Source organism: Streptomyces sp. NPDC015131, assembly GCF_043079975.1.
In the GTDB taxonomy this organism is placed as follows: domain Bacteria; phylum Actinomycetota; class Actinomycetes; order Streptomycetales; family Streptomycetaceae; genus Streptomyces.
The window spans coordinates 113,056-134,457 of the sequence record NZ_JBIBVB010000007.1 but is presented as its reverse complement, the minus strand read 5'-3'; the positions used below and the strand labels follow the sequence as shown (position 1 = coordinate 134,457).

At 75.3% G+C, this 21,402-nt stretch carries 18 protein-coding genes; 14 read left to right on the top strand and 4 right to left on the bottom strand.

What is annotated here, in order from left to right; translation table 11 throughout:
* Nucleotides 1–59: 59 nt before the first annotated feature.
* From ACF08D_RS26265 to ACF08D_RS26255, 3 genes are read left to right on the top strand one after another with little or no spacing between them, the layout of a single operon-like run.
* Nucleotides 60–590, top strand: a complete 531-nt coding sequence (locus ACF08D_RS26265) for an NUDIX domain-containing protein (protein WP_392225836.1) — start codon at nucleotides 60–62, stop codon at nucleotides 588–590.
* Nucleotides 587–979 carry a YidH family protein gene (locus tag ACF08D_RS26260; RefSeq protein WP_392225834.1) on the top strand — a complete coding sequence of 131 codons (393 nt, stop codon included), beginning with the start codon at nucleotides 587–589 and terminating at the stop codon, nucleotides 977–979. Before ACF08D_RS26265 ends, ACF08D_RS26260 begins: the two co-directional genes overlap by 4 nt.
* Nucleotides 979–1,299: a DUF202 domain-containing protein gene (locus tag ACF08D_RS26255; RefSeq protein ID WP_392225832.1), complete on the top strand. Its 321-nt coding sequence runs from the start codon at nucleotides 979–981 to the stop codon at nucleotides 1,297–1,299. The genes ACF08D_RS26260 and ACF08D_RS26255 overlap by 1 nt, the downstream gene beginning before the upstream one ends.
* Nucleotides 1,300–1,366: 67 nt before the next feature.
* On the opposite strand, the gene ACF08D_RS26250 is transcribed toward ACF08D_RS26255, so the two are convergent.
* Nucleotides 1,367–2,257: a BTAD domain-containing putative transcriptional regulator gene (locus tag ACF08D_RS26250; protein WP_392225830.1), complete on the bottom strand. Its 891-nt coding sequence runs from the start codon at nucleotides 2,255–2,257 to the stop codon at nucleotides 1,367–1,369.
* Between the two features lie 231 nt (nucleotides 2,258–2,488).
* Here ACF08D_RS26250 and ACF08D_RS26245 point away from each other — a divergent pair, with 231 nt between their 5' ends.
* The 8 genes from ACF08D_RS26245 to ACF08D_RS26210 all read left to right on the top strand — a co-directional run bounded on the left by ACF08D_RS26245 (nucleotide 2,489) and on the right by ACF08D_RS26210 (nucleotide 14,265).
* Nucleotides 2,489–3,475, top strand: coding sequence for a ScbA/BarX family gamma-butyrolactone biosynthesis protein (locus ACF08D_RS26245; protein ID WP_392225828.1), 987 nt, complete (start codon nucleotides 2,489–2,491; stop codon nucleotides 3,473–3,475).
* Nucleotides 3,472–4,146 (top strand): HAD family hydrolase, encoded by a 675-nt coding sequence (locus ACF08D_RS26240; RefSeq protein WP_392225826.1) that lies wholly within the window; start codon nucleotides 3,472–3,474, stop codon nucleotides 4,144–4,146. The genes ACF08D_RS26245 and ACF08D_RS26240 overlap by 4 nt, the downstream gene beginning before the upstream one ends.
* Nucleotides 4,143–5,885, top strand: a complete 1,743-nt coding sequence (locus ACF08D_RS26235) for an FAD-dependent monooxygenase (RefSeq protein WP_392225825.1) — start codon at nucleotides 4,143–4,145, stop codon at nucleotides 5,883–5,885. Before ACF08D_RS26240 ends, ACF08D_RS26235 begins: the two co-directional genes overlap by 4 nt.
* Complete coding sequence (locus tag ACF08D_RS26230) at nucleotides 5,885–8,152, top strand: MMPL family transporter (RefSeq protein WP_392225823.1); 2,268 nt, start codon at nucleotides 5,885–5,887, stop codon at nucleotides 8,150–8,152. The genes ACF08D_RS26235 and ACF08D_RS26230 overlap by 1 nt, the downstream gene beginning before the upstream one ends.
* Complete coding sequence (locus tag ACF08D_RS26225; protein ID WP_392225821.1) at nucleotides 8,127–9,212, top strand: NAD-dependent epimerase/dehydratase family protein; 1,086 nt, start codon at nucleotides 8,127–8,129, stop codon at nucleotides 9,210–9,212. The genes ACF08D_RS26230 and ACF08D_RS26225 overlap by 26 nt, the downstream gene beginning before the upstream one ends.
* Nucleotides 9,209–10,429 (top strand): alpha/beta hydrolase, encoded by a 1,221-nt coding sequence (locus tag ACF08D_RS26220; protein WP_392225819.1) that lies wholly within the window; start codon nucleotides 9,209–9,211, stop codon nucleotides 10,427–10,429. The genes ACF08D_RS26225 and ACF08D_RS26220 overlap by 4 nt, the downstream gene beginning before the upstream one ends.
* Nucleotides 10,430–10,562: 133 nt before the next feature.
* Nucleotides 10,563–12,815: an MMPL family transporter gene (locus ACF08D_RS26215; RefSeq protein ID WP_392225817.1), complete on the top strand. Its 2,253-nt coding sequence runs from the start codon at nucleotides 10,563–10,565 to the stop codon at nucleotides 12,813–12,815.
* Nucleotides 12,816–12,843: 28 nt separating this feature from the next.
* Nucleotides 12,844–14,265 carry a metallophosphoesterase gene (locus tag ACF08D_RS26210; protein ID WP_392225815.1) on the top strand — a complete coding sequence of 474 codons (1,422 nt, stop codon included), beginning with the start codon at nucleotides 12,844–12,846 and terminating at the stop codon, nucleotides 14,263–14,265.
* Nucleotides 14,266–14,275: 10 nt separating this feature from the next.
* Here ACF08D_RS26210 and ACF08D_RS26205 read toward each other — a convergent pair whose 3' ends face one another.
* Nucleotides 14,276–15,214 carry an NADP-dependent oxidoreductase gene (locus tag ACF08D_RS26205; protein WP_392225813.1) on the bottom strand — a complete coding sequence of 313 codons (939 nt, stop codon included), beginning with the start codon at nucleotides 15,212–15,214 and terminating at the stop codon, nucleotides 14,276–14,278.
* Nucleotides 15,215–15,386: 172 nt separating this feature from the next.
* Here ACF08D_RS26205 and ACF08D_RS26200 point away from each other — a divergent pair, with 172 nt between their 5' ends.
* The 3 genes from ACF08D_RS26200 to ACF08D_RS26190 all read left to right on the top strand — a co-directional run bounded on the left by ACF08D_RS26200 (nucleotide 15,387) and on the right by ACF08D_RS26190 (nucleotide 19,722).
* Complete coding sequence (locus ACF08D_RS26200) at nucleotides 15,387–16,409, top strand: phosphotransferase family protein (RefSeq protein WP_392225812.1); 1,023 nt, start codon at nucleotides 15,387–15,389, stop codon at nucleotides 16,407–16,409.
* Nucleotides 16,410–16,418: 9 nt separating this feature from the next.
* Nucleotides 16,419–17,633, top strand: a complete 1,215-nt coding sequence (locus ACF08D_RS26195) for an acyl-CoA dehydrogenase family protein (protein ID WP_392225810.1) — start codon at nucleotides 16,419–16,421, stop codon at nucleotides 17,631–17,633.
* A 322-nt stretch (nucleotides 17,634–17,955) separates the two neighbouring features.
* Nucleotides 17,956–19,722: a lysyl oxidase family protein gene (locus ACF08D_RS26190; protein ID WP_392225808.1), complete on the top strand. Its 1,767-nt coding sequence runs from the start codon at nucleotides 17,956–17,958 to the stop codon at nucleotides 19,720–19,722.
* Nucleotides 19,723–19,735: 13 nt separating this feature from the next.
* Here ACF08D_RS26190 and ACF08D_RS26185 read toward each other — a convergent pair whose 3' ends face one another.
* Both ACF08D_RS26185 and ACF08D_RS26180 read right to left on the bottom strand, forming a co-directional pair.
* Nucleotides 19,736–20,425: a TetR/AcrR family transcriptional regulator gene (locus ACF08D_RS26185; protein WP_392226356.1), complete on the bottom strand. Its 690-nt coding sequence runs from the start codon at nucleotides 20,423–20,425 to the stop codon at nucleotides 19,736–19,738.
* A gap of 83 nt (nucleotides 20,426–20,508) precedes the next feature.
* The gene (locus ACF08D_RS26180) at nucleotides 20,509–21,276 is read right to left on the bottom strand and encodes an SDR family oxidoreductase (RefSeq protein WP_392225806.1); all 768 of its coding nucleotides are present in this window, start codon (nucleotides 21,274–21,276) and stop codon (nucleotides 20,509–20,511) included.
* Nucleotides 21,277–21,402: the final 126 nt, after the last annotated feature.

Below are 21,402 nucleotides of genomic sequence, written 5' to 3'. Positions count from 1 at the left end.
ACGCGGCGGTAACCCGTCAACAGGTGGGGCGTTTTCCGGGGCGGTGGTTTCATGGGGCCATGAGCGCTGCCGCCGAGGAGATCCTGGACGTCGTCGACGAGAACGACGAGGTGGTGGGGCGGCTGCCCCGGGGCGAGGTGTACGCCCGGGGGCTGCGCCACCGGTGTGTGTTCGTCCTCGCCCGGGACGCCGAGGACCGGGTGTTCGTGCACCGGCGCACCGCGTCCAAGCTGGTCTTCCCCTCCCGGTACGACATGTTCGTGGGCGGGGTCGTCGGGGCGGGCGAGAGCTATGACGAGGCGGCCCTGCGCGAGGCGGAGGAGGAGCTGGGCGTGCGCGGTCTGCCGCGGCCGGTGCCGCTGTTCCGCTTCCTGTACGAGGACGGCGGCGGGCGCGGCTCGTGGTGGTCGGCGGTGTACGAGGTGCGGTGCGAGCTGCCGGTGGAGCCGCAGGCCGAGGAGGTCGCCTGGGGCGCGTTCCTGCCGGAGGCGGAGGTGGTGGCGCGGCTGGGCGACTGGGCGTGGGTGCCGGACGGGCTGGCGGCGTACGAAAGGCTGCGCGCGCACCGCGCCGGTAGGCTGATCATGTGAGCGAATTCGTGCGGGGTCTGCGGCTGTGGTTCGCGCCGCAGCGGATCCGTGAGGAGGGCGACACGCCCGACTACCGGTTCTCCCTCGCCAATGAGCGCACCTTTCTCGCCTGGATCCGCACCGCGCTGGCGCTCGTCGGCGGCGGGTTCGCGGTGGACCAGTTCCTGCCGGACCTGCGCTGGGGTGTGCGGGTGGGCATGGCGCTGGCGCTGCTGGGCGCCGGGGCGCTGTGCGCACTGCGGGCGGTGAACCACTGGGTGCGCTGCGAGCGGGCGATGCGGCGGGACGAGGATCTGCCGGTGAGCCGCTTCCCCGCGCTGCTGGGCCTGGCCGTGGGGCTGGTCGCCGTGGCCATGGTGGTGGTGGTCCTGTTCGGCTGGCGCGGCTGATGGCGGGCGGCGCGGCGGGGGTGCGGGATCCCGGGCTGCAGCCGGAGCGGACCCGGCTGGCGTGGCGGCGTACGACGCTGTCGGCGACGGTCGCGGCGGTGCTGGCCGCCCGGCAGGCGCTGGACGAGGACGTGACGGCGGCCGGGCTGGTGGGGGTGGCCCTGTCGCTGCTGGTGTGGGTGGCGTTCCTGTGGGTGGCGCACCGGCGGATGCGGGCGCTGGGGGCTCCGCGGCCGGGTGCTCTGGCGGTGCGCGGGGCGGTGGTGGCGGCGGCCTGCACGGTGGCGCTGGCCGCCTTCGCCGTGGCGGTGGTGGTGTGACCGCCCGGCGGTGCCGGGTTCCGGCGGCGCGACGGGGTGGGCGCCGCCCGGGGCGGAGGGCCGCCGGTCAGTCGAAGGGGCCGCGGCGGGCGAGCGGCGCCGTGGGCCGGAGCGCCGGGGCGGCGGCGGGCGCGCCGCTGTCCAGCCGCAGTGAGGAACAGACCATGAGCTGCGGGTCCTGGAGCAGCAGCTGCGCCTGGAGCGACCGCAGGGAGGGGCCCGGTTCGGCGCCCAGCTCCTCGACCACGCGGGTGCGGTGGCCGGCGTACACCGCGAGCGCCTCGCTGCCGCGGTCGGACCGGTAGAGCGCGAGCATCAGCAGCCACACGAAGCGCTCCCGGAACGGGTACTTGTGCACCGCGTAGTACAGGTACGGCACGGCGTTGCGGTGCCGGCCCAGCTCCAGTTCCAGTTCGGCGCGGACCTCCATGTCGGCGAGGAACCGCTCCTGGCGGTAGAGCCGCTCCCGCTCCAGCATGGGCCCGTCGAGCCCCTCGGCGAGCGGCCCGGTCGACATGGTGCGCGCCTCCTCCAGCAGCCGCGCCGCCTGGAGGACCTCGCCCTCGCGGGCGGCGGCGATCCCGGCGGAGGCGAGCCGTTCGTACGCGTAGAGGTCGACGTACGCGCCGCCGGTGTCCAGCAGGTAGCCCCCGCCGGACCACTCCAGCCGGACGCCGTGCTCGCCGCCCGCCAGCAGGCCGCGCAGTCCGGAGACGGACTTCTGGATCAGGTTCTTGGCGTACGCGGGGTAGTCCTCGCCCCAGAGCGACGCGGTGAGCTGGTCGACCCCGGTCTCCATCCCGGGGCGGAGCAACAGCACGGCCAGCAGGGCCCGTTGCTTGGGCGGGCCGAGTTCGAGGACCTCCCGGCCGCGCGTGACCTGAAGCGGGCCGAAGAGCCGGAAGCGGAGGCTGGGCGAGCCCCCGCCGCCGGCCGCTCCGAGCTCGCGCAATAGCACACCTGACATGTTCCCCCCATAAAGATCATCCCCGTCAGGCTAGCCATTACTGGCTGGTTCCCATCGGTTCGCACCAGCAAGTGAGGTGCGCGTCACACGGTGTGATCCCGGGGGCGGCGCCGGGCCGGGGGCGGCGCGCGGTCCAGCGCTTCGTCCAGCGCTTTGACCAGCGACTTGTCCAGGCCGCTCCCCCAAGGTGATCCGGTACCCGCTCTCTCGCTTGGAGAAACGATGACCGGCCCAGCCCAGCAGGATCAGACCCGTACCGCTCTCCGCTACGACAGCACCGTTCCCCGGGCGATGGTGCACCGCTCCGCCATCGCCGAGGTGTTCCTCACCGACTCCCGTCCGGTGCCGGACCGGCCCGACACCTACGAGGTGGCCGCCCAGCTGCCCCGCGCCCACATCATGGGCGAGCAGTCGGGCACGCACGACTTCCTGCTGCTGGTGGAGGTGCTGCGGCAGGCTGGGGTGTACCTGGCGCACGCCTACGAGAACGTGAGCCTGGACGACTCGTTCATCTTCCGCAGTCTGCGGATAGGGATACGGGACCTGTCGGCGCTGCGCAGCGGCGGCGACCGGCCGGCCCAGGCGGTCGTCACCCTCACCGTCGACCCGCAGCGCAAGCGCAACGGCCGGGTGCACGCCCTGGACTTCTCCGGGACGCTCGCCATCGAGGGGCGCACCGTCCTGCACGTCGGCGGCGGTCTCGCCTTCTTCGGCCGGACCGTCTACCGCGCGCTGCGGGCCCGCCGCCGGGACGCCCTCGCCGGGGTCATCGGCGCGCTGCCCACCCATGTGGCGGCGCCGCCCGCCCTGGTGGGCCGCCGCGACCCGTACAACGTGGTCGTCACCCGCCCGGTGGCCGCCGGGGAGAGCACCCTGGCCGCGACCGTCCTCCCCGACACCACCCACCCGCACCTCTTCGACCACCAGCTCGACCACATCCCGGGCAATCTGCTGCTCGAGGCGGCCCGGCAGCTGGCGGCGGCCTCGGTGGCGGCGCTGCACTCCATCTCCGCGACCGGCCTCCAGGTCACCGCGCTGGACGCGCGGTTCGAGGAGTTCGCCGAACTGGACCTGCCGGCGCGGGCGGTGGCCCGGGTCGAGCAGTTCCGCGTCGACCGGACGCTGGGCACGCTCGTGGTGCCGGTCGTCGTCGACATCGTCCAGCAGGAGCGCGTCGCCGCGTCGTTCCGCCTGGAGGTGGCGCAGTGAGCTCCGCACCCATCACGACCGTGGTCGTCGACTACGGCGGCGTCCTGACCAATCCGCTCCAGGAGACCTTCGACCTCTTCGCCGCCGCCGTCGGGGTGGACGCCGCCCTGCTCCGCGCGGCCTTCGCCGCCGCGGGCCGGCGCCACGGGCGCAGCCCGATGGCCGACCTGGAGACCGGGCGGTGCACCGAGGCGGAGATGGTCGCGCGGGTGCTCGCCGAGCTGCCGGACGGCCTCGGCGACAACCTGCTGGCGGGCCGGGAGTTCGGCGAGCTGTGGTTCCGGGGCCGGACGGTCAACGCCGAACTGGTCGCCTTCCTGCGGGCGTTGCGCCGCCAGGGCTACCGCACCGCGCTGCTCACCAACAACGTGGCGGAGTGGGGCCCGCGCTGGCGCGCCCAGCTGCCGGTGGACGAGCTGTTCGACGCGGTCGTCGACTCCTCCGCCGAGGGGGTGCGCAAGCCCGACCCGCTGATCTACCGGCGGCTGCTGGAGCGGCTGCCGGCCGCGGCGCACGAGTGCCTCTTCCTCGACGACCTGGAGGAGAACTGCGCCGCCGCGTCCGACGCCGGCATGCTCGCGGTGCCGTTCACCACCACCGACGAGGCGATCGACCAGGTCGTCGCCCTGCTCCGCTCGCGCGGTGCCTTCCACGTCAGGAGCGCGGTGTGACGGACGGCGAGACGGTACTGATCGCGGGGGCCGGCCCGACCGGGCTCACCCTCGCCTGCACGCTCCTCCAGCGGGGGGTGGCGTGCCGGGTGGTGGACCGCCGCACGGGTCCGGCCAGTGAGCCGAAGGCCCTGATCCTGTGGAGCGGCGCGCTGGAGGTGCTGCGGCGCGTGGGCGCGGCGGACTCGCTGGTGAAGCGGTCGCTGCCGCTGTCCGGGGCGTCGTACTGGTCCAACGGGCGGCGCACCGGCCGGGTGCGGTTCGGCGCGCTCGCGGACACGGCCTTCCCCCGGCCGCTGTGCGTGCCGCAGTCGGTCACCGAGAGCGTGCTGTACGCGCGGCTGCTGGAGCTGGGCGGCGCGGTGGAGTGGAACACCCGGCTCACCGGCGTCCGGACCGGCGGCGCGGGGGCCGCCGGTGCCGGGGTGGCCGCCGGACTGGTGCCGCACGGCCCCGCGGAGCCGGGTGCGGACGGGCTCGGCGCGGGCGGGCGTGGCGCGGGCGGAACCGGCGCGGGGGCCGCGCGGGAGGTCTCGGCGCGCTGGCTCGTGGGCGCGGACGGGGCGCACAGCACGGTGCGGGAGGCCGCGGGGATCGCGTTCCTGGGCAGCACCTACGCCCGTGACTTCCTGCTCGGCGACGGCGACATCGCCGGCGACCTGCCGCGGTCCGAGGCGCAGTACCACCTGACGCCGGAGGGCGTGATGGTCGTGGTGCCCCTGCCGGGCGGCGGCCACCGGATCTTCTTCGACCGGGACGCCACCGACGGCACCGGACCGCTGACGGACGAGGACCTCCAGGCGCTGCTGACGGCCCGCGGCCCCCGCGGCTGGCAGGTGCGCTCCACCTGGTGGCGCAGCACCTTCCGGGTGCACACGAAGGTCGCCGAGGCGTTCCGCGCGGGGCCGGTCTTCCTGGCCGGGGACGCCGCGCACTGCCACAGCCCGGCGGGCGGCCAGGGGCTGAACACCGGGGTGCAGGACGCGTTCGACCTGGGCTGGAAGCTCGCCGCGGTCGCGCACGGCGCCGACCCCGCGCTCCTCGACAGCTACGAGGCCGAGCGGCGCCCGGCCGCCCTGCGGGCGCTGCGCAACTCGGACCGGCAGACCCGGCTGTGGCTGCTGCGGGAGGGCCCCAAGCGGGCGGTGCGCGACACCGTGCTGAAGGCGGCCTCCGCGACCGGCGCCCTGGACCGCACGATCGTGCCGCAGCTGGCGCAGCTCGATCCCGGCCTGGCGGGGAGCCCGGCCGTGCCGGGCGGCCTCGGGACCGGGGGCGGGCGGAACACCGCGCGGCGCCCCCGGGGCCTGCGGCCGGGCGGGCGGCTGCCCGACGCGGCGTGGCGTGCCCTGTCCGGCACCGCCGCGGGCTCGCTGCACGCCCTCCTCTCGGCGGGCCGGCACACCGTGCTGGTCGTGCGGGGCGGCGCCCACCCCGCGGACGCCGAGCGCGCCGCGGGCGAGGCGGCCCGGCTGGTGGGGCGGTGCACGGTCCGCGAGGGCGCGGACGTGGTGCTGGTGCTGGCCGGCGGGGAGCCGGGGGACACGGGCGCCGGCCCCGCGCCGTACGCGCGGGTGGTGGACACCGGCGGGTCGCTGACCGGCCTGGCCGGACGGGAGCCGCTGGTGGTCTACGTCCGCCCGGACGGCGCCGTCGCCGCCTGGTGCGCCCCCGGGGACCTGCCGGAGCTGGTGGCCGGGGTCCCGGTGCTGCGGGCCCCCGCGGAACGGGTGGCGTGATGCTGACGTCCCTCGGCGCACGGGTGGTGCGCCGGCCCTGGCTCTTCCTGGTCGCGGCGGTGGTGCTGGTGCTGGACGCCGTGCTGCTGGGCGCCGGACTGCCCGGGCGGCTCAGCGACACCGGCACGACCGACCCCGCCTCCGAGTCCGCGCGGGTGCAACGGGTGCTGGAGGAGCACTACCCGGAGCAGCAGCCCAACCTGGTCCTGCTGGTGTCGGTGCCCGGCGACGCCCGGGTCGACGACCGGGCACTCGCCGGGCAGGGGGTGCGGCTGGCGGAGCGGCTGGCCTTCGAGGACGGGGTCGTCGGGGTCGTCTCGTACTGGCAGACGGGCCTGGCCGACCTGCGCTCCCGCGACGGCCGGCAGGCGGTGATCGCCGCCCGGATCGAGGGCGGCACCGACCGCGCCCGGGACGCACTGGAGCGGCTCGCACCGCGGTTCCGGGGCGAGCAGGGCGATCTGACGGTACGGATCTCCGGCGCGCTGGCCGTGCAGAACGAGATCGAGTCGACCGTCGCCGCCGACCTCACCCGCTCCGAACTGGTCGCCCTGCCGCTCACCCTGGCCGTCCTGGTGTGGGTGTTCGGCGGGCTCGTCGCCGCCTCGCTGCCGGTGCTGGTGGGGCTGGCCACGGTGGTGGGCACGGGCGCGGTGCTGCGGCTGGTGACCGAGGTGACCGAGGTGTCGGTCTTCGCGCAGAACCTCACCACCGCGCTGGGCCTCGGCCTGGCGATCGACTACGCGCTGCTGATCGTGCGGCGGTTCCGCGAGGAGCTGGCCGCCGGGGCGCCGCCGCCGGACGCGGTGGTCCGCACCGTGCGCACCGCGGGCCGGACCGTCCTGTTCTCCGCGCTGACGGTGGCCGTCGCGCTGGCGTCGATGCTGCTGCTGCCGCTGGCGTTCCTGCACTCGCTGGCCTGGGCGGGGATCAGCGTGGTGGTGCTCGCCGCGCTGACCTCGCTGACGGTGCTGCCGGCCGTGCTGCGGCTGCTGGGCCACCGGGTGGACGCCTGGCCGGTACGGCGCCGCAAGCGCGCCCCGGCGGCGCCGCGCGGCCGGGTGACGGAGGCGGTGATGCGCCGGGCGCCGCTGGTCACCGTCGCGGTGACGGGGCTGCTGCTGGTGTTGGGACTGCCGTTCCTGGGCGCCGAGTTCGGGACGGCCGACCACCGCCAGCTGCCCGCCGCGAGCGAGGCGCGGGCCGTGCAGGAGGCGCTGCGGGAGCGGTTCGGCGGGTCGCCCGAGGGCGCCCTGCCCGTGCTGCTGGAGCCCGGCGGGGCGCCGGACGCCCAGGCGCGGGCCGCCACGGGGCGGGTCGCGGCGAAGCTGTCCGCGCTCGACGGGGTGACCCGCGTCGAGTCCTCGGCCGGCACCTACCGCGACGGCGCCCGCTCCGAGGGGGCCTCCCCCGTCGACGCCACCCGGTCGACGGCCGGCCACGACCTGCTGACGGTGGTGGCCGAGGACGACACCGCCGCCACCTCGGCCGCCCACCAGCGGTTGGTGGGCGCGGTGCGGGCGGCGGCCGGGCCGGACGGGGCGCGGGTGGGCGGCCCGGCGGCGGCCGTGCTGGACACCAAGGCGTCCATCGGGCGCGGGCTGGTCCCGGCCCTGGCCTTCGTGCTGGGCGCGACGCTGCTCCTGGTGTTCCTGCTGACCGGCAGCGCGGTGCTGCCGCTGCTGACGGTGGCGCTCAACGCCCTGAGCCTGACCGCCATGTTCGGCGCGGTGGTGTGGGGGTTCCAGGAGGGCCGGCTGTCCGGGCTGCTGGGCTTCACCCCGACCGGGGACGTGGAGACGACGCTCCCGGTGCTGATGTTCTGCGTCGCGTTCGGGCTGTCCATGGACTACGGCGTCTTCCTGATCGCCCGCGTCAAGGAGGAGTACGACCGGGGCGGCGGCCACCGGGAGGCGGTCGTCCGGGGCATGCGCGCCACGGGCGGGCTGATCACCGCGGCGGCCGTCGTGCTGAGCGTGGTGTTCGTCTCGATCGGGCTGTCCCGGATCACCAACACCAAGATGCTCGGCCTGGGCGTCGCCCTCGCCGTGCTCGTGGACGCCTTCGTGGTCCGCGCCCTGCTGGTGCCCGCCGTGCTGCGGCTGCTGGGCGCCCGCGCCTGGTGGGCGCCGCGCGCGCTGCGCCGCGTCCACCGCCGCTTCGGGCTGCGCGAGGCGCCCGCCCCGTACGACACCGCCCTCCCCGGCCCCCTCTCCCCCGCCCCTGCCGAAAGGACGTCGCATGAGCGACACGCCGTCACCCGCTGAACCCGCCGGGCCGGCCGCCGTCCTGGTCACCGGAGCCACCGGTCTGCTGGGCCACGCCGTCGTGGACCGGCTCCTCGCCGCCGGGAGCGAGGTGACGGCGCTGGTACGGGACCGGGAGCGGGCCCGCGCACTGCTGCCGGACCACCCGGGGCTGCGGCTGGTCACCGGTGACATCACCGAGCCGGGCAGCTACCGCGCCGCGCTGCGCGGGACGGACGCGGTGATCCACACCGCCGCGTACTTCCGCGAGTACTACGGGCCCGGCCACGACCTGCGGCGGCTGTACCGCACCAATGTCGGCGCGGTGGAGGACCTGCTGAGGGCGGCGGTGGACGCCGGGGTGCCCACCGTGGTGCACACCAGCTCCATCGCGGTCCTCGGCGGCGGCGACACCCGCGCGCCCGCCGACGAGGACACCCCCAACGGCGCCCCCGGCCGCGGCAACCACTACCGGGCCAGCAAGATCCTGGCCGAGCGGGTGGTCTCCGCCTTCGGCGAGCGGCACGGGCTGCGGGTGCCGATGGTGCTGCCCGCCTGGATGTGGGGGCCCGGGGACGCGGGCCCCACCTCGGCGGGGCGGCTGTTCCGGGCGGTGGCCGCCGGGTCCGTGCGGGCGCTCCCGGCGGCCGGCAACCACGTGGTGGACGCCCGTGACGTGGCGGACGCCTGTGTCGCCGCGGCGGTACGGGGTGCCGCGGGGCGCCGGTACATCGTGGGCGGCCGGTGGCACCCGCTGCACGAGATCTGCGCGGCCGTCGTCCGGGCGGCCGGCACCGGGACGGTGCCGCGCCGGATGCCCCGGGGCGCGGCCATGCCGCTCGCCGCGCTCCTGGAGTGGGGCGCGAGGGCGCGCGGCCGGGAGCCGGTCGCCACCCGGACGGGGATGCGGGCGCTGCTCGACGGCCACCACCGCAGGGTCTCCTCGGCCCGGGCGCGCCGTGAACTGGGCGTCGCCTTCCGCCCGCTGGAGGAGACCGTCACCGACCAGGCCGGCTGGCACCGGGAGCACCGGCGGTCGCCGGGCGCCGGGCCGGCGCGGCGAGAGACGAGGAACGCATGAGTGTCATCCGGCGGATCGCCGCCCTGGGCGCGGGTCTCGCGCTGCTGGCCAGTCCGGTCGCGGTGGCCGTGACCGTGGCGGCCGAGGCCCCGGCCGGGCAGCGGACGGAGGTGTCCTCGGTGACGGACGGGTCACCCGGTCCGGACGGGCCGTCGGGGGCCTCCGTGTCGTCCGTGCCGTCCCCGGCCGAGCGGCGGGCGGCGGCGGACGCGACCGCGCGGCGCCTGGCGGCGGCGGACATCGTGGACGTGCCGGTCACCTTCACCGTACGCAACGTCAACCGCAGCCGGACCGGCTGCCGCCCGGCCGGCGGGACCCACCGCATCCGCGGCCATCTGACCGCGCCGCGCGCGGTGCTGGCCGGCGGGAAGCCGGCCGTCACGCTCTACCAGCACGGGATCGCCGCCGGCGAGTGGTACTGGCGGCTGGACGTGCCCGGCTACCACTACGCCGAGGAGCTGGCCCGGCGCGGCCACGCCTCGGTGACCGTGGACCGGCTCGGGTACGGCTCCAGCGACCGGCCCGACGGGTTCGGCACCTGCATCGGGGCGGAGGCGGACATCGCCCACCAGATCGTGCGGCAGCTGCGCGCCGGGACGTACGACCTCGGCGCCCGTCCCGCCGGCGGCCCGGCGAAGCCCCCGGCGTTCGCCCGGGTGGCGCTGGCGGGCCAGTCCAACGGCGGGCAGGTCGTCCAGATCGCCGCGTACTCCTTCGGCGGGATCGACGCGCTGATGATCATGGACTGGACGGACCGCGGGCTGACTCCCGAGGCCAACACCCGCTTCTTCGCCGCCCTCCAGAGCTGCATGGCGGGCGGGCAGCCCAGCAGGCGGCCGGGCGACCCGGGCGGCTACGTCTATTACGACCTGGGCCCCGACCAGTTCCGCAGGGGCAACTTCCACGACACCGAGCGGCGGGTGGTGGACGCCGCCACGCCCCATCAGAACCGCCACCCGTGCGGGGACATGACCTCGCAGCTGGAGTCGGTCTTCACCGACCTGAAGCACCTGAGCACCATCACCGTCCCGGTGCTGTTCGTCTACGGCGACGAGGACGCCCGGGTCACCGGTGGCGCCGCCCACCGGCGGCTGTTCACCGGGGCGCGCACCGAACTGATCGACATCCCGGGGGCCGGGCACTACGCCACGATGGCCCGCTCGGCGCCCCGCACCTTCGACCGGGTCGACGCCTGGCTCGACGCCCGCGGTCTGTGACCCCCGCGCACCCCCACGCACCAACCCCCTGTTTCCCATCCCCTGTTCCGGAGAGTGCACCGTGCCCGCAGTACGTCCCGACACATCCCCCCACGGCGAACAGAGCCCGCCGGCCCTGAGGAGGTGGGGGCGGGTGGCCGCCGCCCGGTCCCGGCTCGTGGTGTGGCTGAGCGTCGCCCTCGCCGTCGTGGGCCTGGCGCTCGCCGCGGGCGCCATGGACCGCCTGCTCCTCAGCCGTTTCGAGAGCCCCGGCTCTGAGTCGCTGCGGACCCGCGCCGTGCTCCAGGAGGAGTTCGGCACCGGCACGCCCAGCGTGCTGCTGATGGTCACCGCCCGGCAGGGCACCGTGGACGACCCGGCCGTCGCCGCCGAGGGGCGTCGGCTGGAACGGGAGCTGGCCGGTCAGGACGGGGTGGCCGAGGTCGCCTCGTACTGGTCGCGCGGCGGCTCCCCCGCGATGCGCGCGACGGACGGCACGCAGGCCCTGGTCGTCGCGCGGATGGCGGGCACGGTGACGGAGGCCCGGACCCGGCTGGCCGAGTTCTCCCCGGACTTCACCCGGGACGGCGAGCTGGTGACGGTGCGCGTGGGCGGCGGGGACGAGGTGTTCCGGCAGGCCGCCGAGCAGTCCCGGCAGGACTTCCTGCGGGCCGAGGCGATCGTGTTCCCGCTGGTCCTGCTGCTGCTGTTCGCCATCTACCGGCGGTTCTCGGCGGCCGTGCTGACGCTCGGCATGGGGCTGTTCTCGGTGATCACCACGCTGGCGCTGCTGCGCGGGGTCACCTACCTCACCGACGTCTCGACGTTCGCCGCCAACCTGGCGCTGGTGATGGGCGTCGGACTGGGCGTCGACTACAGCCTGTTCGTGATCAACCGGTTCCGTGAGGAGCTGTCCGCCGGCCGGTCCGTGGCCGGCGCGGTCGAGGAGGCGGTCGCCGGGGCCGGCCGCACCGTCGCGTTCAGCGGCCTGACCGTGGTGGTGTCCCTGGCCTGCCTGCTGCTGTTCCCGTTCCCGTTCCTGCGGTCCTTCGCGTACGCCGGTGTCGGCACCGTCCTCACCTCGGTCTTCGCCGCGCTGGTGATCCTGCCGGCCGCGCTGGCCCGCCTGGGGCACCGGGTGGCCCGCAAGGACGCCGGCGCCCGCGAGGGGCGGGGCTGGTGGCACGCCACGGCGCTGCGGATGATGCGCCGGCCCCTGGTGTACGGCATTCCGGCGCTGGTCCTGCTGCTGGGCCTCGCCTCCCCCTCGCTGGGCCTCACCTTCGGGGTGCCGGACGAGCGGGTGCTGCCGGCGGACACCTCCAGCCGGGTCGTCCAGCAGGAGATCCGCGACAACTTCGCCGCCGAGGAGACGGACGCCCTCCAGGTCCTGCGGCGCGACCAGGCGGGCACGGCGGAGAACCGGGCCGCCGTCGAGGCGACCGCCCTCCGGCTCTCCCGCGTCCCTGACGTCCACCAGGTGGACGCGCTCACCGGCTCGTACGCGGAGGGGCGCAGGATCTCCGGGCCGGGTGACTCCGCCAAGAGGTTCGCCTCCGAGCGGCACACCTGGTACTCGGTGGTCCCCACGCACCAGGGCCTCGGCGCGATCGACCGCGTGCTGTCCGACGTCCGCACCGCGGCGGCCGGCCCCGACGGCTCCGCAGCTTCCGTCGGTTCCGCCGGTTCCGACGGTTCCGCCGGTGAGGTCGCCATCGGCGGCTACCCGGCCGAACTGAGCGACTTCCGGGGCGAGCTGGTCGACCGGCTGCCGCTGGTCTTCGGGCTGATCCTGGTCGTCACCTTCGTGATCCTGTTCCTGATGACCGGCAGCGTGCTGCTCCCGGCGAAGGCGATGGTCCTCAACACCCTCAGCATGGCGGTGATGTTCGGGGCCCTGGTGTGGGTCTTCCAGGACGGCAACCTGTCCGGCGCGCTGGGCTTCACCCCGAGCGGCTCCATCGAGCCCAGCATCCCGATCCTGATGTTCTGCACGGCCTTCGGCCTGTCCATGGACTACGAGGTCTTCATGCTGTCGCGGATCAAGGAGGAGTACGACCGCACCGGCGACAACACCCGTGCCGTCGCGGTGGGGCTGGAGCGCAGCGGCCCGCTGATCACGGCGGCGGCGGTCGTCCTCGCCGCGTCCTTCGCCACCTACGCCTCCTCGGGGATCGTCTTCCTGAAGATGCTGGGGCTCGGGATGGTCGTGGTGGTCCTGGTCGACGCCACGCTCATCCGGGCGGTGCTGGTGCCGGTCTTCATGCGCCTGGCCGGGCGCGCCAACTGGTGGGCCCCCGGCCCGCTGCGGGCGCTGCACGCCCGGTTCGGCATCACCGAGTCGGCGCCGCCCGCGCCGGCCGCCGCACCGCCCGCCGGGGTCGCCGCCGGCGCCGGGCGCGGCTGAGGCCGCCGGACTCCACGAGGAGGCAGACATGCTGGGATTCGGAGTGACCGCGCTGATGCTCGTGGGGTCCGGCGCGCTCCACTACTACCTGTGGGTGCGCCTGGTCCGGGACACGACCCGGCCCGGGACCCGGGCACGGCGGCTGGGCACCGGCGCGGTGGTGGTGTCCGCCCTGGTGGCGCCCGGGACGCGGATCCTCACCCCGCTCTTCGACCCGGGGGACGGCGGCGCCGGCCGGTGGGTGGCGTGGCCGGGCTACACCTGGATCGGCGTGCTGATGTACCTGCTGCTGGCGCTCGCCGCGCTGGAGGTGCCGCGCGCGCTGGTCCTGCGCGCCTGGCGCCGCCGGGCGGGTGCCCGCGAGCGGGCCGGGGCGGACGCTCCGGAGCCGGCGCCGGAGCCGGAGGCGGCCGTGCCCGGCGCGCGGCCGGTACCGGTGCCGGTGGGCGGCGCGGCGGCCCCGGAGGCGCCCGCCCCGGCCCTGGAGACGCCCGCCGCGGACGCGCAGGCGCCCGCTCCCGAAGAACCGGAGCAACGAGAGGAACCGGAGCGGCCGGAGGGACCGGAGCAGCCGGAGCGGCCCGGCGCCCCCGGGGCCGGGCGACCCGGGCTCGGGCGGCGGCTGTTCCTGGGCCGTACCGTGGGCGCGCTGGCCGGGGCCACCTCGCTGGGCACCGTCGCGCACGGGATGTCGGTGGCCCTGGGCGACCCGATGATCAAACGGGTGCCGATCACCCTGTCGAAGGTGGACGCCCGGCTGGCCGGGCTGCGCATCGCGGTCGTCAGCGACATCCACCTGGGCCCGCTGCTCGGGCGCGCCCACACGGAGCGCGTCGTGCGGATGGTGAACGCGCTCCAGCCGGACCTGGTGACGATCGTGGGCGACCTGGCCGACGGCACGGCCGCCCAGCTCGGCCCGGCCGCCCGGCCGCTGCGGGGCCTGGAGTCGCGGTACGGCAGCTTCTTCGTCACCGGCAACCACGAGTACCTGTACGACGGTGTCGAGGACTGGCTGGACGAGATGCGGAACGTGGGCGTGCGGCCGCTGGTGAACGAGCGGGTGGAGATCCGGCACAACGGCGCCTTCCTGGACCTGGCCGGGGTGGAGGACCTGGCCGGCGAGGAGTCCGGGCGGGGCCCCGACCTGGCGCGGGCGCTGGCCGGGCGGGACACCGCGCGGCCGGTCGTGCTGCTGGCGCACCAGCCGGTGTTCGCCGGTGAGGCGGCCCGCCACGGGGTGGACCTCCAGCTGTCCGGGCACACCCACGGCGGGCAGATGTTCCCGCTGACCGCGGTGACCGCGCTGGCCAACCCGGTCAGCTCCGGGCTGGGCAGGGTCGACGACACCACGCTGTACGTGACGAACGGCGCGGGCTTCTTCGGGCCGCCGCTGCGGGTGGGCGTCCCGGCCGACATCAGCCTGCTGGAGCTGCGCGCTCCGGCGCGGTGAGCGCCGGGGGTCAGTGCGCGGGCGGGTCGACGGTCACGACGACCTTGCCGTGCAGGCCGCCCTCCATCGCGGCGCGCTGGGCGTCGGCGGCGCGTTCCAGCGGGAAGGTCCGGGCCACCCGGACCTTCACGGCGCCCTGCTCCGCGAGGCCGGCGAGGGCGGTCAGGTCGGCCGCGTCGGGCCGCACCCAGAAGTAGTCGCCGCCCAGGGCGGCCACCTCGCCGTCGGCGATGGAGGCGAGGCGGCCCCCGGGCGCCAGGAGGTGCGCGGAGTCCTTGAGCACCTGGCCGCCGACGGTGTCGAGGGCGGCGTCGACGCCGTGCGGGGCCAGGGCGCGTACGCGGCGGACGAAGCCGTCGCCGTACGCGACGGGTTCCGCGCCCAGTTCGCGGACGCGGTCCTGGCCGCTCTCCCGGGAGGCGCCGATGACGCGGGCGCCGGTGTGGCGGGCGATCTGGACGGCCATGGAGCCGACGGCGCCGGCGGCGGCGTTCACCAGTACGGTGTCGCCCGGGCCGACTTTCAGCGCCCGGTGCAGCACCTGGTAGGCGGTGAGCCCGGCCAGCGGGAGGGCGGCCGCCTCCTCGAAGCCGAGGCCGGGCGGTTTGCGGGCGAGGGTGCGGACCGGGGCGGCGACGTACTCGGCGAAGGTGCCGTGGCACAGCACGTCCTCGCGCACGTACCCCATGACCTCGTCCCCGACGGCGAACTCCGGTACGGAGACGCCGGGTTGCACCACCACTCCGGAGACGTCCCAGCCGGGGATCACCGGGAAGACGGTGTCGAAGACGGTGTCGAGGTACCCGGCCTGCGCCTTCCAGTCGACCGGGTTGACGGCCGCCGCGCGCACCCGGACCAGCACTTTGTCCGGGCCCACCTTGGGGTCGGGGTGGTCGCCGTACGCGAGGACCTCCGGGCCGCCGTAGTGGCGGTAGCTGATCGCCTTCATGGTCCGACCCTCCGGCCCGCCGCTTCCCCCCGCAAGCGGAAACGCACCATTTCCGGCGAAACGGCCTACCCCGGCACGGGACCGCGCCCGGCACTGGACGACATACCGACTGGTCGGTCATGCTGCGTACACCCGGGTCTCGCCCGGCTTCCCGTCACCGGAGGTGCGAACGATGAGCACAGCAGCCCCGCCAGGTCTCGACCCCGAGCGGCTGCGCGGCTTCCTCGGCCGCGAGCGGCCCGGCCTGGTGGGCGGACCGCTGGACGCCCGCGTCGTCGAGGGCGGCCGGTCCAACCTGACGTACGTCGTCACCGACGGCACCGGGCAGTGGGTGGTGCGCCGCCCGCCCCTCGGGCACGTGCTGGCCACCGCCCACGACATGCGGCGCGAACACCGGGTGATCAGCGCCCTGCACCCGACGGCCGTCCCGGTGCCGGAGCCGCTGGTGCTCTGCGAGGACGAGGAGGTGCTCGGCGCGCCCTTCTACGTGATGGAGTTCGTGCCCGGCACGCCCTACCGCACGGCGGACCAGCTCGCCGCGCTCGGGCCCGCCCGGACCCGCGCCGCGCTGCTGGGCCTGGTGGACACCCTGGTCGAGCTGCACGCGGTGGACCCGGCGGCCGTGGGGCTGGGCGACTTCGGGCGGCCGGACGGCTTCCTCGACCGCCAGTTGCGGCGCTGGGGCAAGCAGCTCGACGCCTCCCGCAGCCGCGACCTCGCCGGGATCGACGAGCTGCACGCCGCGCTCGGCCGCGCGCTGCCGACCTCCCCCGCGCCCGCGGTCGTCCACGGCGACTACCGGCTGGACAACGCCCTGCTGGGCGAGGACGACCGGGTCAGCGCCGTACTGGACTGGGAGATGTCCACGCTCGGCGACCCGCTCACCGATCTGGGCCTGCTGGCCATGTACAGCACCCCGCTCGACCTGCCGGGCTCGCCGGTCAGCACCACCGCGGGCGCGCCCGGGCACCCCCCGGCCGCCGAGCTGGTGGAGCGGTACGCCGCCCGCTCGGGACGGGACGTCTCCGCCCTCTCCTGGTACACGGCCTTCGCCTGGTTCAAGCTGGCCGTGATCCTGGAGGGCATCCACTACCGCTACACCCTCGGGCAGACCGTCGGCGCCGGCTTCGACCGGATCGGCGGCCTCGTCCCGGTCTTCATCGAGCACGGCCTCACCACCCTCCAGGAAGGCTGACCGGCACCTATGGACTTCGCATTCGACGCGCGCACCGAGGAGCTGCGCGCCCAGCTGCTCTCCTTCATGGACGAGTTCGTGTACCCGGCCGAGGCGGTCGCCGAGGAGCAGCGCGCCGGGCTGGCCTCCCCCTGGGACACCCCGGCGGTGGTCGGGGAGCTGAAGGCCGAGGCGCGCCGGCGGGGGCTGTGGAACCTCTTCCTGCCGGACAAGGAGCACGGGGCCGGCCTGACGAACCTCCAGTACGCCCCGCTCGCCGAGATCACCGGCCGCTCGCCCCATCTCGCCCCCACGGCGCTGAACTGCGCGGCGCCGGACACCGGCAACATGGAGGTGCTGGCGCAGTTCGGCGACGCGCGGCAGAAGGAGCGGTGGCTGCGCCCGCTGCTCGACGGGGAGATCCGGTCGGCGTTCGCGATGACGGAGCCGGAGGTCGCCTCGTCCGACGCGACGAACATCGAGACCCGCATCCGGCGGGAGGGCGACACCTACGTCATCAACGGCCGCAAGTGGTACATCTCCGGCGCGATGAACCCGGACTGCGCGGTCCTCATCGTCATGGGCAAGACCGACCCGGACGGGCCGGACGTGCGCCGCCAGCAGTCGATGGTCCTGGTCCCGCGCGACACCCCGGGCGTGCGCGTCCGGCGGGCGATGCGGGTGTACGGCTACGAGGACCACTCCCACGGCGGCCACGCGGAGGTCGTGCTGGAGGACGTCCGCGTCCCGGTGGCGAACCTGATCGGCGAGGAGGGCGGCGGCTTCGCCATCGCCCAGGCCCGCCTGGGGCCCGGCCGGATCCACCACTGCATGCGGCTGATCGGCATGGCGGAGCGGGCGATCGAGCTGATGTGCCGCCGCGCCGCCTCCCGTACCGCCTTCGGCAAGCCGCTCGCCGCGCAGGGGCAGGTGCAGGAGTGGATCGCCGACGCGCGGGTCACCGTGGAGCAGCTGCGGCTGCTGGTGCTGAAGACCGCCTGGCTGATGGACACGGTCGGCAACCGGGGCGCGCACACCGAGATCCAGGCGATCAAGATCGCCACGCCCCGGGCGGTGGCGGACATGGTCGACAAGGCGGTCCAGGTGCACGGCGCGGGCGGGGTCGGCCAGGACTTCCCGCTCGCGGAGCTGTGGGCGGCGGCGCGGACCCTGCGGCTGGCGGACGGCCCGGACGAGGTGCACCAGCGGTCCCTGGCGCGGCGGGAGTTGAAGCGGTACCTCTGACGCGCGTACGCGAGGCTGCGGGAGCCCGGGGTGGTGACACGCCCCGGGCTCTTACCATGCGCGGGCGGCCCGCCCGGGGGCTTTCCCGGAAGTCGGCGCGATCCGGCGCCCGGTGCCCTGGTTCCGGCCAAAAGCCCCGCCACCGGGGGCACACAGACAACCCACAGGCCCCGTCACCGTCTCTCCCTCGCCGGAACGACCACCGCGCCCGACCACGCGGTGCGCGCCACCCCGCGGGGACGCCCCGCACTCGCAGGACCCGCAGAACTCGCAGAACCCGCAGGACCCGCAGGACTCGTAGAACTCGTAGAACGAGGGACCGATGACCAGATCTCCCCAGGCCCGACGCCTCCGGCGCTCGGTGCTCGCCGGGGCCGCGGCCTTCGCCGTGACCGCCGGCATCGTCGCCGCCGCGCCCGACGGCAAGGCCGCCGCCACCACGCCCCAGCTCAGCCTGATCGCCGCCTCGAAGTCGGTGACCCTGGACTCCTACAAGGAGGAGCCGGGTGTCTACCTCGACCTCGGCACCTACCTCACCGCCGAGAAGGCCCCCTTCGAACTGAAGGTGACCCGTAAGTCCTACAAGGACCCGGTCGTCGCCTCGCAGATCGTCCGCGAGGGCGGCAGGGCCGTCGCCAAGCCGCTGCCCAAGGGGCTGGTGAAGGACTTCGCCGGCCTGCCCGGCTTCGTCCACGTGACGCTCACCGACGCGAAGGGCAAGGCGGTCCTGACCGCCACCGAGGACTTCTGCCCCAACAACGCGTCCGGCCGGGTGCGCCCCGACGCCCCGGCCACGTCGAAGTACCCGGAGAGCTGCCCCACCAACCCGTTCACCCTCGGCTCCGTGTGGGGCGTCGAGCAGGGCTGGGCGGCCAACACCTACGCGGGCGTCTACTCCCGGCCGGTGGTCCTCCCCGCCGGGACGTACACGGCCAAGGTGTCCGTGGCCAAGCGCTACCGCGACCTGTTCGGCATCGCGGACAAGCCGCAGACCGTCAAGGTGACCGTGCGCGAGATCAGCGCGGAGGAGGGCCCGGGCGCCGCCCGGCGCTCGGCCCACCCGGCCGGGCACGCGGGCCACGGGGCCGCCGCTCCGGCCGCCTCCCCCGCCGGACCCGCAGGCCACGCGGGGCACACGGGCCACGCGCCCGCCGCGGCCGGACCCGCCGCGGCCGCCGCGCCCACGAGCGGCGCCGGCCCCTCGTACAACGTCGGCCACGGCCCGCTCGTCGCGGCGCCGCCCGCCGTGCCGTGGGCGGCCAAGCGCCAGGGCGCGAAGGCCGGGGCGGCGCGGCTGGGCGACGGGGGCGGCCGGACGGACGGCTCGCGCAAGGCGCCCGCGCTGAAGCCGGCCGCCAAGCGCCCGGCCGGGAAGGCCACCGTGCCGGACGTGCCCAAGCCCGACCTGCGGTCGCTGCCCGCGTACGGCATCACCATCAGCGAGCCCGCCACCGAGGGGCCGGACAAGGGCAAGGACTTCCTCGCCTTCAGCGCCAACGTGTGGAACGCGGGCCCGGCCCAGCTGGTGGTCGACGGCTTCCGCTCCCCCGGCAAGGAGCTGATGGACGCCTACCAGTACTTCTACGACGCGAAGGGCAAGCAGGTCGGCTACACCCCCACCGGCACCATGGAGTGGGACCCGCGCCCGGGCCACGAGCACTGGCACTTCACGGACTTCGCCAGCTACCGGCTGCTGAAGGCCGACCAGAAGGAGGCCGTGCGCAGCGGCAAGGAGGCGTTCTGCCTGGCCAACACCGACGCGGTCGACTACACGGTGAAGAACGCCAACTGGCACCCGTACAACACCGATCTGTCCACCGCCTGCGGGCAGCAGAACTCCATCTCGGTGCGCGAGGTGCTGGACGTCGGCTCCGGTGACACCTACACCCAGGACCTGCCGGGCCAGTCCTTCGACATCACCTCGCTGCCGAACGGGACGTACTACATCCAGGTGCTGGCCAACCCGGAGAAGCGGCTCAAGGAGACCGACCTGTCCAACAACAGCGCGCTGCGCAAGGTCGTCCTGGGCGGCAAGAAGGGCGCGCGGACGGTGACCGTGCCGCCGCACGAGCTGGTGGACGCCAACTGATCCACCCCGCCGGTCAGGGCCGCAAGGCCCTCAGCAGCAGGTCGGCCAGGTGGTCGGCCACCTGCCGGGGGCTGAGCGGCCCGTCGGGGCGGTACCAGGTGGACAGGTGGTGGACGGATCCGAAGTGGTAGTCCACCACCAGGTCCGCGGGGGTCGCGGTGGAGAAGACCCCGGCGTCCTGCCCCTCCTCGATCAGCGCCCGGAACCGCTCGTGGTAGCGCCGCCGCTCCGAGCGGACCTGCTTGTTCTTCTCCGGGCTGAGGTGGTGCATCGAGCGGAAGAAGATGGCCGCGTCGTCCAGGTTGTCGATGGTGGTGACGACCACGTCGGCGGCGGCGTCGCGCAGCCGCTGCTCCACCGGGGCGTCCGCGCCCGCGAAGGCGTCCAGCCGCTCCTGCTGGAGCCGCAGCACACGCGCGTACACCTCCTGGAGCAGATCCTCCTTGGAGCCGAAGTAGTGGTAGAGGGCGCCCTTGGTGACGCCCGCCGCCTCGACGATCTCCTGGACGGAGGTGCGGTCGTAGCCCCGTTCGGCGAACAGCCGGGTGGCGGTGGCCAGCAGCCTCTGCGGGACGGGGGTGCCGTTCGCGTCCGTCGTCCTGGCCATGTGCCGCCACCTCTCTCGTGCCTCGTGCGCGCGTCCTCGCGCGGGTTCCCGGGCGGGCCCGCCGGTCGCGCGAGGACGCGACGGTCTCCCGAGGATCTTCCCACTGGTCGTCCCTCCCGGCTCCGGCAGGATCCCGGCCGCACGGGGGTACGGGTGCGCCGGGGGCCGCCGGGCGGGGGTCAGGTCCCGGTGCTCTCCCACTTCCGCTGGATGTGGCTCATATTCTCCAGCCAGCGGTCCGGATCGCCTGCCCGGGCCCGGTAGTAGCCGGCCACCTCGGGGTGCGGCAGGATCAGGAAGCGGTCCGCCTCGATGCCCTCGATCAGCGCGTCGGCGACGTCCTCGGGCTCGATGGCGGTGGGCGCGAGGACCAGCTCCCCGGCCGATCCGGCGGCGGTGAGCATGTCGGTCCGCACGCCCTGGGGGCAGATGGCGTGGACCTTGATTCCGCGGTGGCGGTAGGTGAGGGAGAGCCATTCGGCGAAGGCGTACGCGCCGTGTTTGGAGACGCTGTAGGGCGCGGCGCCGACCATGGTGAGCAGCCCGGCGGCCGAGACGGTGGAGACGAAGCGGCCGGAGCCGCGCTCCAGCCAGTCGGGGAGGAGCGTACGGGCGGCGCGGACGTGGGCCATGACGTTGACGTCCCAGGCCGCGGCCCAGACGTCCTCGCCGGCGAAGGCGTCGCCGGGTGAGGCGAGGCCGGCGTTGGCGCAGTAGACGTCCACGGTGCCGCCGAGGGCGTCGCGGGCGTCGGCGACGATCGCGGAGGCGTCGCCGGGCACGGCGGTGGCGCCGATCTCGCGGGCGACCGCCCCGGCGCGGGCGGGGTCGATGTCGTTGACCACGACCCGGGCCCCCTCCGCGGCGAACCTGCGGGCGAGGGCGGCGCCGATGCCGCCGCCCGCTCCGGTGACGACCACGCCCGCGCCCTGGACCGTCGTGCTCATCGGGACCCGCCTCTCCGTCTGCCGGTACTGCGAACGGTCGACAGACTAACCAGTCGGTATGTCGTGGGGGAAGGCCACGCCGTCCGCCTCGTTCCCCGGGGCGCGCGGGCGCGCTAGCGTGCGTGG

Excerpts from the sequence above, each read along its gene's own strand:
- ACF08D_RS26225 (WP_392225821.1), top strand. The coding sequence starts at position 8,127 with ATGAGCGACACGCCGTCACCCGCTGAACCCGCCGGGCCGGCCGCCGTC.
- ACF08D_RS26255 (WP_392225832.1), top strand. The coding sequence starts at position 979 with ATGGCGGGCGGCGCGGCGGGGGTGCGGGATCCCGGGCTGCAGCCGGAG.
- ACF08D_RS26200 (WP_392225812.1), top strand. The coding sequence starts at position 15,387 with ATGAGCACAGCAGCCCCGCCAGGTCTCGACCCCGAGCGGCTGCGCGGC.
- ACF08D_RS26210 (WP_392225815.1), top strand. The coding sequence starts at position 12,844 with ATGCTGGGATTCGGAGTGACCGCGCTGATGCTCGTGGGGTCCGGCGCG.
- ACF08D_RS26245 (WP_392225828.1), top strand. The coding sequence starts at position 2,489 with ATGACCGGCCCAGCCCAGCAGGATCAGACCCGTACCGCTCTCCGCTAC.
- ACF08D_RS26230 (WP_392225823.1), top strand. The coding sequence starts at position 5,885 with ATGCTGACGTCCCTCGGCGCACGGGTGGTGCGCCGGCCCTGGCTCTTC.
- ACF08D_RS26205 (WP_392225813.1), bottom strand. The coding sequence starts at position 15,214 with ATGAAGGCGATCAGCTACCGCCACTACGGCGGCCCGGAGGTCCTCGCG.
- ACF08D_RS26180 (WP_392225806.1), bottom strand. The coding sequence starts at position 21,276 with ATGAGCACGACGGTCCAGGGCGCGGGCGTGGTCGTCACCGGAGCGGGC.
- ACF08D_RS26190 (WP_392225808.1), top strand. The coding sequence starts at position 17,956 with ATGACCAGATCTCCCCAGGCCCGACGCCTCCGGCGCTCGGTGCTCGCC.
- ACF08D_RS26195 (WP_392225810.1), top strand. The coding sequence starts at position 16,419 with ATGGACTTCGCATTCGACGCGCGCACCGAGGAGCTGCGCGCCCAGCTG.
- ACF08D_RS26265 (WP_392225836.1), top strand. The coding sequence starts at position 60 with ATGAGCGCTGCCGCCGAGGAGATCCTGGACGTCGTCGACGAGAACGAC.
- ACF08D_RS26220 (WP_392225819.1), top strand. The coding sequence starts at position 9,209 with ATGAGTGTCATCCGGCGGATCGCCGCCCTGGGCGCGGGTCTCGCGCTG.